Annotated in this window: 15 protein-coding genes and 1 tRNA gene; 9 read left to right on the top strand and 7 right to left on the bottom strand. The window is 67.6% G+C overall.

All coding sequences use genetic code 11. The features are described from left to right. Window positions 1-24 precede the first annotated feature (24 nt). The gene (locus ACQPYY_RS29290; protein WP_433591764.1) at window positions 25-1,167 is read right to left on the bottom strand and encodes a hypothetical protein; all 1,143 of its coding nucleotides are present in this window, start codon (window positions 1,165-1,167) and stop codon (window positions 25-27) included. Between the two features lie 183 nt (window positions 1,168-1,350). Further along, the gene (locus tag ACQPYY_RS29285; RefSeq protein ID WP_433591763.1) at window positions 1,351-1,701 is read right to left on the bottom strand and encodes a YbaB/EbfC family nucleoid-associated protein; all 351 of its coding nucleotides are present in this window, start codon (window positions 1,699-1,701) and stop codon (window positions 1,351-1,353) included. A 178-nt stretch (window positions 1,702-1,879) separates the two neighbouring features. On the opposite strand from ACQPYY_RS29285, the gene ACQPYY_RS29280 reads away from it, so the two are divergent. The 4 genes from ACQPYY_RS29280 (at window position 1,880) to ACQPYY_RS29265 (ending at window position 4,833) form a co-directional block, all read left to right on the top strand. Beyond that, the gene (locus tag ACQPYY_RS29280) at window positions 1,880-2,173 is read left to right on the top strand and encodes a hypothetical protein (protein ID WP_433591762.1); all 294 of its coding nucleotides are present in this window, start codon (window positions 1,880-1,882) and stop codon (window positions 2,171-2,173) included. Continuing rightward, entirely contained in the window at window positions 2,170-3,402 is a 1,233-nt protein-coding gene (locus ACQPYY_RS29275; protein WP_379093173.1) for a DUF6973 domain-containing protein, read from the top strand. Before ACQPYY_RS29280 ends, ACQPYY_RS29275 begins: the two co-directional genes overlap by 4 nt. Before the next feature lie 11 nt (window positions 3,403-3,413). Next, window positions 3,414-3,923 (top strand): hypothetical protein, encoded by a 510-nt coding sequence (locus ACQPYY_RS29270; RefSeq protein WP_433591761.1) that lies wholly within the window; start codon window positions 3,414-3,416, stop codon window positions 3,921-3,923. Window positions 3,924-4,095: 172 nt separating this feature from the next. Further along, window positions 4,096-4,833 (top strand): biosynthetic peptidoglycan transglycosylase, encoded by a 738-nt coding sequence (locus ACQPYY_RS29265; protein WP_433591760.1) that lies wholly within the window; start codon window positions 4,096-4,098, stop codon window positions 4,831-4,833. Window positions 4,834-4,995: 162 nt separating this feature from the next. On the opposite strand, the gene ACQPYY_RS29260 is transcribed toward ACQPYY_RS29265, so the two are convergent. Beyond that, a complete protein-coding gene (locus tag ACQPYY_RS29260; protein WP_433591759.1) occupies window positions 4,996-5,604 on the bottom strand; it encodes a histidine phosphatase family protein in 609 nt (202 codons plus the stop codon). Between ACQPYY_RS29260 and ACQPYY_RS29255 the strand changes: the two genes are divergently transcribed. After that, window positions 5,594-6,040 carry a hypothetical protein gene (locus ACQPYY_RS29255; RefSeq protein ID WP_433591758.1) on the top strand — a complete coding sequence of 149 codons (447 nt, stop codon included), beginning with the start codon at window positions 5,594-5,596 and terminating at the stop codon, window positions 6,038-6,040. The two genes, ACQPYY_RS29260 and ACQPYY_RS29255, sit on opposite strands and share 11 nt — an antisense overlap. A 266-nt stretch (window positions 6,041-6,306) precedes the next feature. Here the strand turns inward: ACQPYY_RS29255 and ACQPYY_RS29250 are convergent. The 4 genes from ACQPYY_RS29250 to ACQPYY_RS29235 all read right to left on the bottom strand — a co-directional run bounded on the left by ACQPYY_RS29250 (window position 6,307) and on the right by ACQPYY_RS29235 (window position 9,276). Continuing rightward, a tRNA-Leu gene (locus ACQPYY_RS29250) sits at window positions 6,307-6,383 on the bottom strand. Window positions 6,384-6,461: 78 nt separating this feature from the next. Next, window positions 6,462-7,307 (bottom strand): universal stress protein, encoded by an 846-nt coding sequence (locus ACQPYY_RS29245; protein WP_433591757.1) that lies wholly within the window; start codon window positions 7,305-7,307, stop codon window positions 6,462-6,464. 236 nt (window positions 7,308-7,543) lie between these two features. Further along, window positions 7,544-8,032 carry a hypothetical protein gene (locus tag ACQPYY_RS29240; protein ID WP_433591756.1) on the bottom strand — a complete coding sequence of 163 codons (489 nt, stop codon included), beginning with the start codon at window positions 8,030-8,032 and terminating at the stop codon, window positions 7,544-7,546. Further along, window positions 8,029-9,276: a hypothetical protein gene (locus ACQPYY_RS29235; RefSeq protein WP_433591755.1), complete on the bottom strand. Its 1,248-nt coding sequence runs from the start codon at window positions 9,274-9,276 to the stop codon at window positions 8,029-8,031. Before ACQPYY_RS29235 ends, ACQPYY_RS29240 begins: the two co-directional genes overlap by 4 nt. 179 nt (window positions 9,277-9,455) lie before the next feature. On the opposite strand from ACQPYY_RS29235, the gene ACQPYY_RS29230 reads away from it, so the two are divergent. From ACQPYY_RS29230 to ACQPYY_RS29215, 4 genes are all read left to right on the top strand, one after another. Further along, entirely contained in the window at window positions 9,456-9,815 is a 360-nt protein-coding gene (locus ACQPYY_RS29230) for a hypothetical protein (protein ID WP_433591754.1), read from the top strand. 93 nt (window positions 9,816-9,908) lie between these two features. Next, window positions 9,909-10,805, top strand: coding sequence for a hypothetical protein (locus ACQPYY_RS29225; protein WP_433591753.1), 897 nt, complete (start codon window positions 9,909-9,911; stop codon window positions 10,803-10,805). Between the two features lie 228 nt (window positions 10,806-11,033). Beyond that, on the top strand, window positions 11,034-13,181 hold the full coding sequence (locus tag ACQPYY_RS29220) for a glycosyltransferase family 39 protein (RefSeq protein WP_433591752.1): 2,148 nt from the start codon (window positions 11,034-11,036) through the stop codon (window positions 13,179-13,181). A 225-nt stretch (window positions 13,182-13,406) separates the two neighbouring features. Then, entirely contained in the window at window positions 13,407-14,543 is a 1,137-nt protein-coding gene (locus ACQPYY_RS29215; protein WP_379093244.1) for a BTAD domain-containing putative transcriptional regulator, read from the top strand. Window positions 14,544-14,605 lie beyond the last annotated feature (62 nt).

The raw sequence follows: 14,605 nt of genomic DNA, 5'->3' as shown, positions 1-14,605 counted from the left end.
GGTACCTGCCTGCCGGTGTGGTGGTCAATGGGAGGGCAATGCGAACCAGTCACTGCTCCAGCCGGTTTCGCCCGCACCGCTGAAGGCTATGGAGATCGGCTTGTCATCGTCGCCGACGGCGAAGAAGTCGAGGAGGAACGGTTTGCGGCTGACCGCGGCGAGCTGTTGCGTTCGGTGATCGAGCCGCACGGTCCCGGGCACCGCGCCCCAGCATGGGCCCCAGCCACCGCGGGGACTCCAGCCGTTGCCGAGTTGCCGCCCGTCGGGCGCGACAGCCGTGATGAACATGATCCCGGAAGGCTTGGACACGAGCACCGTCAGTTGCTGGACGGTGTGGTCGAGGACCAGCGTCGTATCACCGCCGAGGGTGCTGGGCAACGTCACCCAGTCCGCCCGCCAGCCGTCGGTGGCGTTCCAGAACGTGCTGATGACCCTGTCGTTGTTGTTGATGACGAACAGGTCCAGGTTTCCGGGCTTGCGGGCCACCGCGCTGATCCGCTGTGTCCGGCGGTCGATGAAGGGGCTCCCGGGCAGGGTCATCCAGTCGCCGCGCCAGCCGTCGGTGGCGGTCCAGAAGGTGGTGATGGGTCGGTCGTCGTTGCCGATGGCGAACAGGTCGAGGTTTCCGGGTTTCCGCGCCACCGCGGTGATCTGTTGTGTCCGATGGTCGATGAGGGTGTTGCCGGGCAGGGTCATCCAGTCGCCGCGCCAGCCGTCGGTGGCGGTCCAGAAGGTGGTGATGGGTCGGTCGTCGTTGCCGATGGCGAACAGGTCGAGGTTTCCGGGTTTCCGCGCCACCGCGGTGATGCGCTGCGTCGTGTGATCCAGAAAGGTGTTGCCGGGCAGCGCCATCCAGTCACCCCGCCAGCCGGTCGGGTTGTCCGCTGATCCACTCGCGGCACTCCAGAACGTGGTGATCGGCCGCCCCTGATTGTCGATCGCGAACAGATCGAGGACTCCGGGCTGGCGCGCGATCGCGGTGATCTGTTGGGTTCGGTGGTCGATGAGGGTGTTGCCGGGCAGGGTCATCCACTCGCCGCGCCAGCCGTCGGTGGCGCTCCAGAAGGTCGTGACGGGTCGGTCGTCGTTCCCGATCGCGAACAGATCCAGATGCCCGGACGCCCGCGACACCACCGTGATGTGTTGTTTCGTGTGATCGAGCAGCATGGTCGCCTCTCCCATGGCAGGTGCCGTCAGATCATTTCGATGGGAAAGCTCTCGGTTCAGCGGTCAGGCCTACTTCGGACAGCATGCGAAGACGTGGGCTACCAGCCCGGCAGAGATACTACGCCCGCACCGGATATGGCCTGGGCTGATTCCGGTAACAGGTCGGTTCCGAGGCTCGGTTCACTACCGCGTGTCGGTCCAGAGCCTGACCGGCTGCACATCGTCTGGATCGGCCCACTCGGGTTGCGGCGGCATTGCCGGTGCGGCGTCCTTCTTCTCGTTTCGAAGGAACTGTTCGTACACCTTGTGTGCCTGCGTTTCCGCATCGGCGCGCGCGGCCCGGTACTGCTCGATGATGGTCCGCTCGAGCTGCTGGGTCCCCTCGGCGGCGGCGTGCGGCGCCAGCCTGATCTGGGTGATCCGCCCGTAGGCGTCCACCTCGATCGCCATGCTGCGGTCCGCGGCGCGAGCCTGGGCTCGGACCACGCCGATGGCCTCATCGATCTTCTCGGCCCGCGCGCGACGCTGGTCCACGTGCTTCGCACCCTTTCATCCGGATCGTCCATGCCGGGATGTCTCCCCCCGACTGCTCGACACTGTACCGACACCAAGCGTCCGATTGTTCGCAGTACATACCGACCGCTACTGTTAGCGATGCTATTGCCAGTGCTGGGGGATTCATGAAGCGAAAGCTGTTGGTGGGACTGTAGACATGGTTGCCTTCGATCCCGAGAAGTTGCGCGCGCTCGCCACCGATACCCGCACCCATGCCGGTGCGATCGGCAAACTGAGCCCGATCGGCGAGCACAACCGTGACGCTGCTCCCGGCGCGATGCCGTTCTCCGCCTTCGCGAACAACGTCGGGTTGGTACTGAAGGCGATGGATCGGGTGGTGGCGCTCCATCAAGGCAGGCTCGACCAGTTCGCGACTCTGACCGACAACGCGGCCGGCACGGTCGATGGGATGGAAGAAGCGAATGTGGCCGGATTCAAGGGGATCAAGTGAGCGGTGAGAAGATCACCATCTCCACGGTGCTCGGGTGGAAGCTCGATTCGGCACGCTTCGCCGGCGCGGATGCGATGAACGCCGGTATCACCGTCGAGGCCGAATCCCTCAATGCCGACAAGGCGATTCAGGGTTCCGACTCCTACTTCGGCGAGGCCGCCGGTAGTGCCGCCCGCACCATGTCGACCAAGTTGAAGAACGAGGCGGTCACCACCGGTGACGTCCTCGATGCCATCCACAAGCAGATCGACACCACGGCCGCCGCACTGCAATCGGATATCAAGAGTTTGCAGTCGGCTGTCGACGACGTCGAAGACTCGGAGTACAACCTCTTCTACGACGACGAGACCGGTGACGTGAAGTCATACGACTCGAACTGGGAGACCATCAAAAAGCATTGGGGCAACCCGGCTTCCGTCGCCTGGAAGACCGCCGAATGCCTCACCTTGGGTGCGAGTCTCAAGCAGGCGTTCTGGGATGTGCAGGCAACCGACAAGATCGGCGCGCGCGACCTGGCCACGCAACTCGAGCACGTGTCCGATGATGTCAAGCTGGTGCTGGCCGGTATTCCGGAGGACGCCGCGCTCAGGGATATTCTCCTGAAGTATCAGGTGGACACGACGAAGTCCGAGATCGTTGTCTGGCCCGACTCGACCCTGCTGAACCTGATCAGAATGTCCAAGCCCGACATGCAACCGGTAGAGATGACGGTCGAGGAAAAGGCCGCCATGGATGAGCTCTGCAACCCGCTGTATGGGGGCAATCCGTTGAACTACATGAAGTTCAACGACATCAAGGACGAAGCGGAAGAGTTCGGGAAGAACAACAAGTACACCGAAGTGAATCCGAAATCGAAGGATGACGGTCACGGGGACGCGGCCCGGCATGCCTATTGGAACGCGCGCATGACCCAGGAGTTCGGCGCCGACTGGGCGAAGCAGTACGCCACCGCCCATGAGGGCGTCGGCGGAAACGGTCCGCAGCGAGAGGCGATGGATCTCAAGAACAATGATGTGGGCCGCCAGATCGGTCTGGCGAACATGAACGCATCGAAGGACGACCTGAAGACGGCGGTCATCGCCGCGGTCGACAAGGGCGACACCGTCGTCATCCACAGTCCCAATGGGGACCAGGCTCCCGCCCAGATCGCCTTCAGCAATACCGTTCCCTGGACGGATACGAGGAGTCCCGAGCAAGTGGATATCCCACTTCCGGGCAAGGGAAAGTGAGTGCGAGGTAAGTGAAACCAGCCACGATCGTTGTCGGCATCCTGATGGTTCCGCTGCTGGCTGGATGTGCTGCCAAACCGGCAAAGCCCGCTGCGAAAACCTGTCAATCCGAAATCCGCCTCGACCGGGAGCCGCAGCCGCTCGGCTCGAGCAAGGCGCTGACGGCGGAACTCGAAACCGCCGGGCGAGGACATCAAGCCATCAGCCTCGGCGAGGTCGCTCACGCGGCAGGTTGGTCCGACGACTGGGACACGATGATCGAGGCCGCCGAAGCCTACAACGATGACTGGATGAACAAGACCGCGCAAACCCCAGCGGGCACCTGTTGGAAGGGGCTACCACCCCGTATCGATGCCGAATATCCGGCGCCTTTCGGGTATTACGTCTTCCTCAAAGACCGGCAGGTGGTGCAGTCCGTGGTGTGGCACGCCGGCGACATGCCCCTGCTCCTCCGTCCCAGCGAGCGGCTGACTCACGAAACCATGCTGAACGCCAAGGGCGGAGGACTCGCAACCTACTGAGGCCCTCACCGACGCCACGCTTCATCGAAAACTGTTGTGCCCGGGAGGGCGTCGGCGGAAGCGGTCCGTAGCGAGAAGATGACATGAGCGGCCAGGAGGCCGATGCCATCCGCGCAGAATCTTCACATTCGGCGCAAAGCAACTCCACCCGCGATGCTTAGGGTCACTGGTTATGGAATCCAGTAAGCCTCGGCGCCGTCACCGGCTGCGTCGGCTGGGGAAAGTGCTCTTGGTCGTGTTCTTGGTGCTCGGGGTCGTGGTGGCTGCCGGGTGGGCGCTCACCCCGTCGGTTGCCGACGCCGATCAGCGGGTCCGGGATCTGGCAGCGGATCGGCATTCGGCGCTGCTGTCCGATTCGGTGCCGGCGCGGTTCGCGACAGCGCTGCTGGCCACCGAGGACAGTCGTTTCCATGGGCATCACGGCATCGACATCCTCGGTATGGTGCGCGGCGGCCTCGGTCTACTCGGTTCCCGGGAGAGCGGCGGGTCGACGCTGGACAAGCAACTGATCAAGATGCTGTATTTCCATGGTGACCATCCTCTGGTGGGCGCCCCCGAACAGCTGCTGCTCGGCGTCAAGCTCGACACCACCTACTCCAAGTCCCAGATCCTCCGGATGTATGTCGACGTCACCTATTTCGGTCACGGCTTCTACGGTTTGCAGGACGCTTCCTGCGGTTACTTCGGGGTTCCGCCGGCCCAGTTGAGCTGGTCCCAGGCAACGCTGTTGGCTGGGCTGCCCCAGGCTCCCAGCAACTACGACCCGCTGACCAACCCGGACTTGGCAGCCATCCGTCAGCAACACGTCGTCGACCGCCTGGTCGCGACCGGCGCCCTGACTCACGAGCTCGCAACCGAAATCTCTCCGGCCGCATGGCATCTCACGACCACGCCGGGTTGCCACGACTGACCACCGGGCCTTCCGGCCGGGCGGCTGACGCGCTCATCATTCCGACTGCTGGGTGAACCGGGCTTCGAAGGTGAGCAGGTCCGTGGGGCCCCTGGGTCGAGAGACAACTGCGCCCCGGTGCCATCGATCGTGTCGGTGACATCCGGGGCGCGGAAGGGTGAATCAGCCCAGGTCCGGGTGGCCGACCCACTCGACAATCGTCCAGCCCTTCTGCGGGTTGCCCTTGAGGACGACGCGGCCGCCGTTGCGCATCGGATCGGTGCCGAGCTTGCTCTTGTCGGCGTTGCTCGCGTTCATCATGGCCCAGAACATGATGGTGCCGCCGTGCGAGAAGATCACCGGGTTGGCGCAGTTGCGGCGCTGCACCTCGAGCAGTGCCTGATCGACGCGGCCGTCGAACTCGTTGCCGTCGATGGAGCCCGGAATCCGCGCGTTCAGGTCGCCGGAGAGCCACTTGATCGGCGCCTGCAGGTACCCGGACATCGCCTGGGCCTCCGGGGTGCCCTCGTACTCGCCTGCCTCGATCTCCCGGAAACCGGGCTGAACGTTGAGGCTCAGGTTGCGCTTCGCGACGGTCGGTGCCGCGGTCTGCTCGGTACGCACCATGTTGGACGCGAAGGCGCAGTCGTAATTCTTGTCGGCCAGCTGGGTGGCCAGATTGTCTGCCTGCGTCCGGCCGCGCGCGGTCAGGTCGGGCCCGGGCACTTTGGTGTCGATCAGGCCGGAGGTGTTACCGAGGGACTCGGCGTGGCGCACCAGGGTGACGACCATTTCGCCGGCGCTGCTCCCGGAGCTGCTGCCGGAGTTTCCGAAGCCGATATCGGCGGACGCGACGCCGGTGGTAGCGGTTGTGGCCGCGACCGCGGTCGCCATCACCGCAAGGGACAATCGAAGAGATCGGATTCGCATGGGTGGGAATGCCTTTCATCGTGGCGAACGCCACTTCAGGTATGCCGAAGAACCGGAATTTGGGGTGTCGCGTCTCACAGAAGCAGCTATCTACCCGAATCAAATACGGGAAATCCCATTCATCGGGATCTTTCGCGCACCGGACCGCGCGCAGGCGAAACCACCTTCCGAGCGTCATGTCGACTCACGCGACCCGCTCACCCGGCCGTTCTCGATGCCGCCGATTCGTCAGGCGACCTGGGAAGATCGCTCCGTCCCGTTCGGGCGGATCATGGCTGAACCGGCTGCAGAATCCTGACCGCCGCGAGCGTTCTCCGGTTAGGGAGTAGATATCGGAGGCCGCCATAACCGCTTGCCCCAGAGACTGTTCCGGGGACATATAGGGCGGAGCGCCGACTGTCCGGTCGATGTGGGTGAGCCGAGGTGCAGTGCGTGCCGACGGTCGCTGGTTATGCCCCGGTACAAATTGTCGAACCGACACCATCCGGCCTCGGCGTTCGCCATCGGTCTCGACGGTGTTGACGCGGTAGAAGACTCGCGACCTGCGCAGACCTGGTTGTCGGTTGGTGCCCCCGGTCGGGTTCGAACCGACACTGTGCGGATTTTAAGTCCGCTGCCTCTGCCAATTGGGCTACGGGGGCGTCTGGGTCAGACTACCGAGCCGTACGTTCGTACGGGTAGCAGGTATTCGGGCGCGGGAGGGTTCACAAAGGCCGGGGCTAGGGGGTGGGAGCGATCATGATGGGGGTTTGGACGGACAGCAGGAGGGACTGGCTGGTGGAGCCGAAGACCTTGGAGGCGAAGCCACCTCGGCCTCGGGTGCCGACCACCAGGAGCTGGGTGCCGGAGGAGACCTCGAGGAGGGAGCGTTCGGGGGTGTCGTGGGTGGTTTCGCGGTCGATGCGGACGGAGGGGTAGCGCTCCTGCCAGCCGGCGAGGGATTCGGCGAGGACGTAGTCGTCGAGAGCGTCCATCTCGGGGTCGTCGGAGGCGCCTTCGGCGTGCAGGGCGATGACGGCCACGCCGCGCACGGAGGCCTCCTCGAGGGCGGCCCGGATGGCGGGCTCGCTGATCCGGGTGCCGTCCACACCGACCAGGATGGGGCGGGTCGGGAGATCGGGGGGTAGCGGGACGCCGTCGCGGACCACCACGAACGGGCAGTGGGCGCGGCGGGCCAGGACCGAGCTGACCGAGCCGAGCAAGGCGCGGCGCAGGGTGCCGCCGCCGCGGGCGCCGCCGACCAGCATGCGGGCCGCGTGGGTGCGCTCCAGCAGCGTCGGAACGACCGCGCCGGTGGTCAGTTCGGTGGTGACGGTGAGGCCGGGAGCGGCTTCGGAGGCCGCCTGGGCCGCGGTCTGCAGCAGCCAGGTGCCGTGCTCCTCCAGCTGGTCGTAGTCCTGGGTGGTGATCGTGGTCCCCAGGCCCAGACCCTGATCGGGGGTGATCTCCAGGACCCGCAGCAGGTGCAGCGGCGCGTGGTGCAGGGCGGCGGTGTGCGCGGCCCAGGCCACGGCGGAGCCTGCCGATTCGTCCACGGCGACGATCACGGTTTCCCCGGTCGACATTGCTACGTCCTCTCCCACCGGCGAATCACACGGTGCGGCTACGGGATAGCTGAACGATCGCCACCGACCCTACGCCGCCCCGGCTGGGGAGCGTCCGAGCGGCACCGCGACATGCCTCGCCGAAGAACCCGCGGCCGCGACGAGGGGTGTACGGGCTCGCCGCGGCCGCGGGCGCGGGTCGTGAGGCGACCCGGGGACATCCTGGTACCTCAACAGCTATTGAGGTCAAGTCGCGCTCACGGACGCTCGGCGCCGGGCGGCCACAACACCGTGACCGGCAGCCCACGGGCCCGAGCCGTCGCCACCACATCGGCGGTGCCACCGAAACCCCGCGCCGGCAAGCCGTCCCACGCCGCGAGCAGTTCATCCGCCTCGTCGAGCATGCGCAGACTCCCGGCCTGATGCGCCGCCGAATTCGACTCCTCCCGATCCAGGGCGATCACCCGATCCGCCGCGGCGAGTAGCCGGTCGTACGCGGGCCGATGGAACGCGGGCAGGCTCGCACGATAACGCCGGGCCGGAACGACGGCGATCAACCGCCCGCCCACATCCAGAATCGCCTGGGCGAACAGCGAATCCGGGCCGTCCGCGAGACAACTCACACCCGTCAGCCCAGGCCCGCCCGGCCGGACGCGCGCCGCGATCTCCAGCCGCAGCGCCCGATCCACCAGCGCCAGCGTGGCCGCGGGCAGGCCGCGGTGCCCGGTGATGGCGACGCTCGTCATCGATCGTCACGTCCGTACAGAGTCGCGAGGGCGTCGTCGAGCGCCCTGGCCTCGACGGTACGCGCGGGCAGGTCGGCGCGGAATGCTCTGGCCAGCCTGGTGATTCGCTCGCTGTGATAGGCGATCCCCACGGTCAGCGCCTGGGCCGCGAGCCCGCAGCCCGCCTCGATGTCGCCGCCGCGGGCCAGCACCCGCGCGTGTTCCACCTTGGCCAGCGCCCGCGGCTTCTCCGCGGTGAACGCGGCGTCCGCGGTCTCGAACGCGATCCGCGCCGCCCGGTGATCGCCCAGCCGGGCCAGCGCACTGGCCTGATACCGAGCCGCCTTGGGTCCGTCGAACACGAAAACCCACGGCCACCGCGGTTCCCCGCGCTGCCGATCCACCAGCCGCTCGGCCCGCCGCAACGCGCCCAGCGCCCCCGCCCGATCACCGGACTCGGCGTAGGCGACGGCCAGCAGCGACGACATCCACGCCCCGGCGCTGTCGGGAGCATCGGACCCCAACTGCCCGGCCGCGGTCCGCAACAAGGTCAAACCCGCTCGGCCGTCACCCGTTTCGACCGCGTAGTGCCCGAGGCTCGCCGTCATGTACGAGACGAGCAGCGGATGATGTGTCCGTTCGGCATGCCGGATGGCCTCCACGTACCGCCGCCGCGCTGCCGCGTCGTCGCCGCGGTCGGCCGCCAGCCATGCTGCGAGTCCGGCGATCTCGGACAGTGCCCGGAATCCGCCGGAGGTGCGCAATCGATCCCGCACCACACCCGCCACCAGCGTCAGGTGCGCGTCCACCGCGGGCGCCAGCCGATCCGAGGGCACCGAGGATTCCATTCGCCGGTAGTTGGCGGTCGGCCCGGCCAGGGTGTCGATGAGCTCGGATTCGGTTGGCGCGGAATTCGACAACACCGCGTTCGTGGTCGCCACGAGCGCGCTGGACAGGAATTGCTTGCGGTTCACGCCCGCGTCATCCGCCACGCGGCGCGGAGCGCTGAACCCGAGTTCGGCATCGGTCGCCACGTTCAGGACGGCCCGCAACGCGGACCGGTAATGCTTTCTGGGCCATGTCGTTTCGCCTCGCTCCCACTTGCCGACGTGTCGCTCGTCGACGGCCCCGCGCTTGCTGGTGGCCCGGAAGACGTGATCGTTGACGGCGTTCGCCAACTCCTGTCGGGTCATCGAATGCCCCGGCGCACCGGGCGATTCCATGCGCAGTCGAGCCTCGATGAGCAGCTCGTTCCGTCCGGTCACGGCATGCGGCCTCTCTGCTGGACCTCTCCCGAGAATAGGTCTTCCACGGATTTGCCGTGCCGGGCTGACCCGGATTTGCCCCGTACTTTCCCCACCGCACGCCATCGATCAATCGGATTCGGCGGACCAACGTTGAAGTCGGCACAGTCGCCGTCAGTGAGCACACCTGAGGAATAGCCATGACATCGGATCCCCACGCCATCGGATGGTTGCGGAGCGACATTTCGGGCGAACGTCGCGAATGGGATGAGGCCCGGATTCGCATCATGGCCCACCGGCTGGGCTATGACCTGCGCAGAACGGTGGTATTCGGACCCTGGACCGACCGACCGGTCCATCGTTTGCGGGTGCTCGTCTCGCGGCTCGCCCTGGAGGCCGTGATCGTGCCCAGCGTGGAGCATTTCGAAGGCGGTTGCGTGCCCGCGGAATTGGTGGCGGTCACCGATGTCATCACGGTGACGCCGGAGAACACGTACGCCCGCTACGCGACGGGGGAGTTGCCCGCGCGGCACTGGACGCGCGGGCTGCCATCTCGGTGATCCAGTTCACATAGACCCCTCTTGCAGATACCCCCCTGGGGTATTAACTTGATCTTTCGTAAGGCAGTGAAAGCACTCGAGAGGGACGAGAAAATGACCGCCCAGGCCCACACCGGACACCACAACCACGCGGCTCACGGCGAGCACGCCGGACACACCGAGCACGCGGCGCACGCCGATCACAACGCCCACGCCGCGCACGCCGCCCATGCCGATCACGCCGGGCACGGCGACCATGCCGGGCACGGCGGTCACGCCCACGGTGGTCACGACGCCGGAGTGCCGGGCGGCCTCCAGGTCACCCAGGACGGCTACACCCTCGATCTCGCCGAAAAGGTCGTCACCGCAGGCGAAACCGAGTTCCGGTTCCGCATCCTCGGCCCGGACGGCGCGCCCGTCACCGAGTTCGACGCCATCCACGATAAGGAACTGCACCTGATCGTCGTGCAGCGCGAGCTCACCGGTTTCTGGCACGTACACCCTGAACGGCAGGCCGACGGCACCTGGACGGTCCGCCTGAACCTTCCCGAGGCGGGCGCCTACCGCGCCTTCACCGATATCGCGCCGCGCGCCCTGGGCCGGACCATCACGCTCGGAGCGGATTTCGCCATCGCCGGCGACTACCGGCCGGGCGCCGCGCCCCAGCCCGACCGCACCTTCACCGTCGACGGCTACGAGGTCACCCTGGACGGCGACCTGGTCGCGGGGGAGGGCCGCCTGCTCACCCTCACCGTGCGCAAGGACGGCGAGCCGGTCACCGACCTGCAGCCCTACCTGGCCGCCTACGGTCACCTGGTGATCCTGCGCGCCGGGGACCTCGCCTACGTCCAGGTGCACCCGAACGGCGAGCCCGGTGACGGCGTCACCGCGCCCGGCCCGGACGTCACCTTCCACACCGCCGTTCCCGGCCGCGGCGCCTACCGCCTGTTCCTGGACTTCAAGCACGGCGACAAGGTCCGTACGGCGGCTTTCACCCTTCCGACGGTCTGATCCTCGAGGCCCCCAGCATGCTCGAGCCACTCCGTCACTGACAAGCACGACCGGATACCTGGAAAGGGCCCCCGCCACAGCGGGTGCCCTTCCGGCTTTTCTGCCCCCTTTCCCGCAGTTCAGGCCCTCACAGGGAACTCCCAGCCGTCTCGAAGCTGTGGTCAAATCCCGCGGCCTAGGCTCCGCGACGACAGAGAAATCGGGCTGGAACAGCAGAAAGCGGGTGGCATGTCGACCATCACCGGTGTTGCGGATGATGCGGCCGTACCCAAGGACGGTGACGTGTCCCAGGACAGTGGGCGGCCGCGCTGGGAACTACCGGCCACCGCCGCGCTGCTGATCGCCACGGCCGTCGTCTATCTGTGGGGACTCGGCGGAGCGGGCTGGGGCAACGGGTATTACGCCGCGGCCGTGCAAGCGGGCACCCAGAGCTGGAAGGCGCTGCTGTTCGCCTCGCTGGACCCGCAGAACTCCATCACCGTCGACAAGCCGCCCGCCGCCATGTGGGTGATGGCCTTGTCCGGCAGGATCTTCGGCTTCAACGCCTGGTCCATGTTCGTGCCGCAGGCGCTGATGGGCGTCGCGTCGGTCGCGCTGCTGATCGCCGCCGTACGGCGCTGGGCCGGACCCGTGGCCGCGCTCATCGCGGGCGCGGCGCTGGCCGTCACCCCGGTGGCGGCCATGATGTTCCGCTTCAACAACCCCGACGCCCTCATGGTGCTGCTGCTGGTGGCCGCCGCGTACTGCACGGTGCGGTCCATCGACGCACCAGGACAACGCTTCTGGTCCAGCGGCACCGGCTGGCTGGTGGGCGCGGGCGTGCTCATGGGGTTCGGCTTCCTCGCCAAGATGATGCAGGCCTTCCTGGTCCTGCCCGGCCTGGCGCTGGTGGTGCTGGTGGCCGGTGCGGGCGGATGGCTCACGCGCATCACACGATTGGCGTCCGCGGGCGCGGCGCTGGTGCTGTCCGCGGGCTGGTACGTGGCTCTGGTCGAACTGTGGCCCGCGAGCTCGCGGCCCTTCATCGGCGGATCCACCAGCAACAGCCTGTGGGAGCTGGCCGTCGACTACAACGGTCTCGGCCGGATCCTGGGCAACCACAACGGGGGTGGCGGCGGACCTCGCACCATGCCGTCGACGCTGCCCACACCGTCCGCCGCGCCGACGCCGTCGGCGGTGCCGAATCCCTCCGCCCTGCCCACCCCGGGCGCGCACCCCGATCCGTCCCAGATGCGCGGCGGCTTCGGCGGATTCGGTTCGCAGCCCGGCATCACCCGCCTGTTCTCCGGGGAACTGGCCACCGAGTTCTCGTGGCTGCTGCCCGCCGCGCTCATCGCCTTGATCGCCGGTTTGTGGCTGACCCGCAGGCAGCCGCGCACCGACCGCGTCCGGGCGGGCCTGCTGCTGTGGGGCGGCTGGCTGCTGGTCACCGGCATCGTGCTCAGCTACATGAGCCGCAGCTTCCACTCCTATTACTCGATGGAACTGGTCCCCGCGCTGGCCGCCGTCCTCGGCATCGGCGCGACCCAATTGTGGCAGCGCCGAACCCATCTCGCGGCGTGCGTCACCCTCGCGGTCATGGCTCTCGGCACGGGCGTCTGGTCGTTCGTACTCCTGCACCGCACGCCCGAATGGCTGCCGTGGCTGCGCTGGACGATCATGGCCTTGGCGGTGGTCACCGCGGCAACGCTGCTGATCGCCCCGAAGCTGCCGCGGTTCACCCTCGCCATCGGTGTGTTCGCGCTGCTGGCCGGGCTGCTCGGCCCCACCGCCTACACCCTCGAGACCGTGGCCGGCGTGCACAATGGCGGCAGCCCGATCGCGGGCCCGGCCCGGAGCCAGCGCGGTGGTCCCGGCCAGAATGCCGGTGGCCCCAGCCAATACGGCGGCGGACAGCGCGGCGGGGTCGCCGATCCGCAGATCGTCTCGCTCGTCGACGGCAGCGATGCCCGCTGGGCGGCGGCCGCGATCGGCGCGCAGGATGTCGGCACCCTCGAATTGACCACCGGCAAGGCGCTACTCGCGATCGGCGGCTTCAGCGGCCGCGATCCGTCCCCGACGCTGGCCCAGTTCCAGCAGTACGTCGCCGACCATCAGATCGGTTACCTGCTGATCCGCCCCCGTCAGGGCAACGAGCCCGGCGGCGCCTCGAACCAGGGGCAGGCGAACAACTCCCAGCCCGGCGGCAACACCCATGCCGGTGGCGGACACCAGCCCCGCCAGGATCAGAACGGCCAGCAGCCGGGCCTTCAGCAACCCAGCGGGCAGGGCTCGGAATCCAACGGATCCACCGGCGCGGAGATCACCGCCTGGGTGAAGGCCAACTATCCGGTGACGATGGTCGGCTCGGTGGAGGTGTACAACCTCAACCCGTGACCCACTGAACGCCTTCTACTTTCGTATCGCTCGCATGCACGGGTGCAGGCACCCTCCCGAAAGCCGCCCGCACCGGTGCATGCTTCTGAGTACCCGGCCGATGGAACGAAATCGCGACGGGGACCGACCAGTTCGGTGAGACGAATTCGGTGGATGCGAAGGGCGGGGGCGGCCGTGCGAAGTTACAGTGACGGGCGAGAAATCGGGCCCGGCGGGAGGTCGGCGATGGATGGGGTGCGAGCGCGGGTGGGCGTGCTCGGTCCGGTGCAGCTGACCATCGACGGGGTGGCGCAGCAGCTGGGCGGGCCCAAGCAGCGGGCGGTGCTGGCCTACCTGGCCATCAACGCCAACCGGCCGGTCTCGGTGGACGCGCTGGCCAGCGCCGTCTGGGAGGACAATCCGCCGCCCGACGTGCGGGTCAGCCTGCACGCCATCGTCTCCAACCTGCGCAAGCCGCTGCGCGACGGCGGCATCGACGCCCGGACCATGCTCCAGCACATGGGCACCGGCTACCGCATCGTGGTCGAGGACAGCGCCTGCGACGTCTTCCGCTTCCGCACCCGCCGCGAGAACGGCATGCGCGCGCTGGCCGCCGGACGCTTCGCCGCCGCCACCGAGGCCCTCTCCGACGCCCTCGCGCAGTGGCGCGGCCCGGTGCTGTCGGATCTGCGCGGGCTCGGCTTCGCCGACGCCTACGCCGTCGCCCTCGACGACGAGCGGATCGGCGTCATCGAGGCCCGCGCCGAGGCCGAGATCGCGCAGGGCCGCGCCGAGGGCGTGGTCGCCGAACTGAACCTGCTGGTCCGTGACCATCCGCTGCGGGAATCGCTGTGGGAGCAGCTGATCACCGCGCTCTACATGACCGGCCGCCAATCCGACGCGCTGGAGGCGGCCCGCCGCCTGCGCGGCATCCTCGCCGAGGAGCTCGGCATCGATCCCGGCCACCGCATCCGGGAACTGGAATCGCGCATCCTGCGCCAGGACCCGCTCAGCGTGCGCCAGGTCGCCGCCGCCTCGGCCACCCGCGCCACCACCATCGTGGACCGCAGCTGGCACGAACCGCAGGCGCTGCTGCGCGACCGGTCCGGGCACGTCCATCCGGTGGTCGGCTCCACCACCCGGATCGGTCGCCTGTCCGACAACGACATCGCGCTCGCCGACGGCCGGGTCAGCCGCCACCACGCCCTGCTCATCGACAACGGTCACACCTGGGTGATCAAGGACCTGCACTCCTCCAACGGCGTGTATGTCAATGGTGCGCGCATCGTGGACAGCGGGTTATTGTCCGACGGAGCGGTGTTGCGCATCGGCGACACGGAACTGGTGTTCGTGCTGGTCCGCACCGATGACAGCACCGGTTGAATTAACTGACCCTTCACCGGTGAGCCCCCTCACCGCCACGAATCCCCAAGGTCGGTCGGCGA

This window comes from Nocardia sp. CA-145437 (genome assembly GCF_050956485.1).
Lineage (GTDB): Bacteria > Actinomycetota > Actinomycetes > Mycobacteriales > Mycobacteriaceae > Nocardia.
This window is presented reverse-complemented; position numbering and strand designations above follow the sequence as displayed.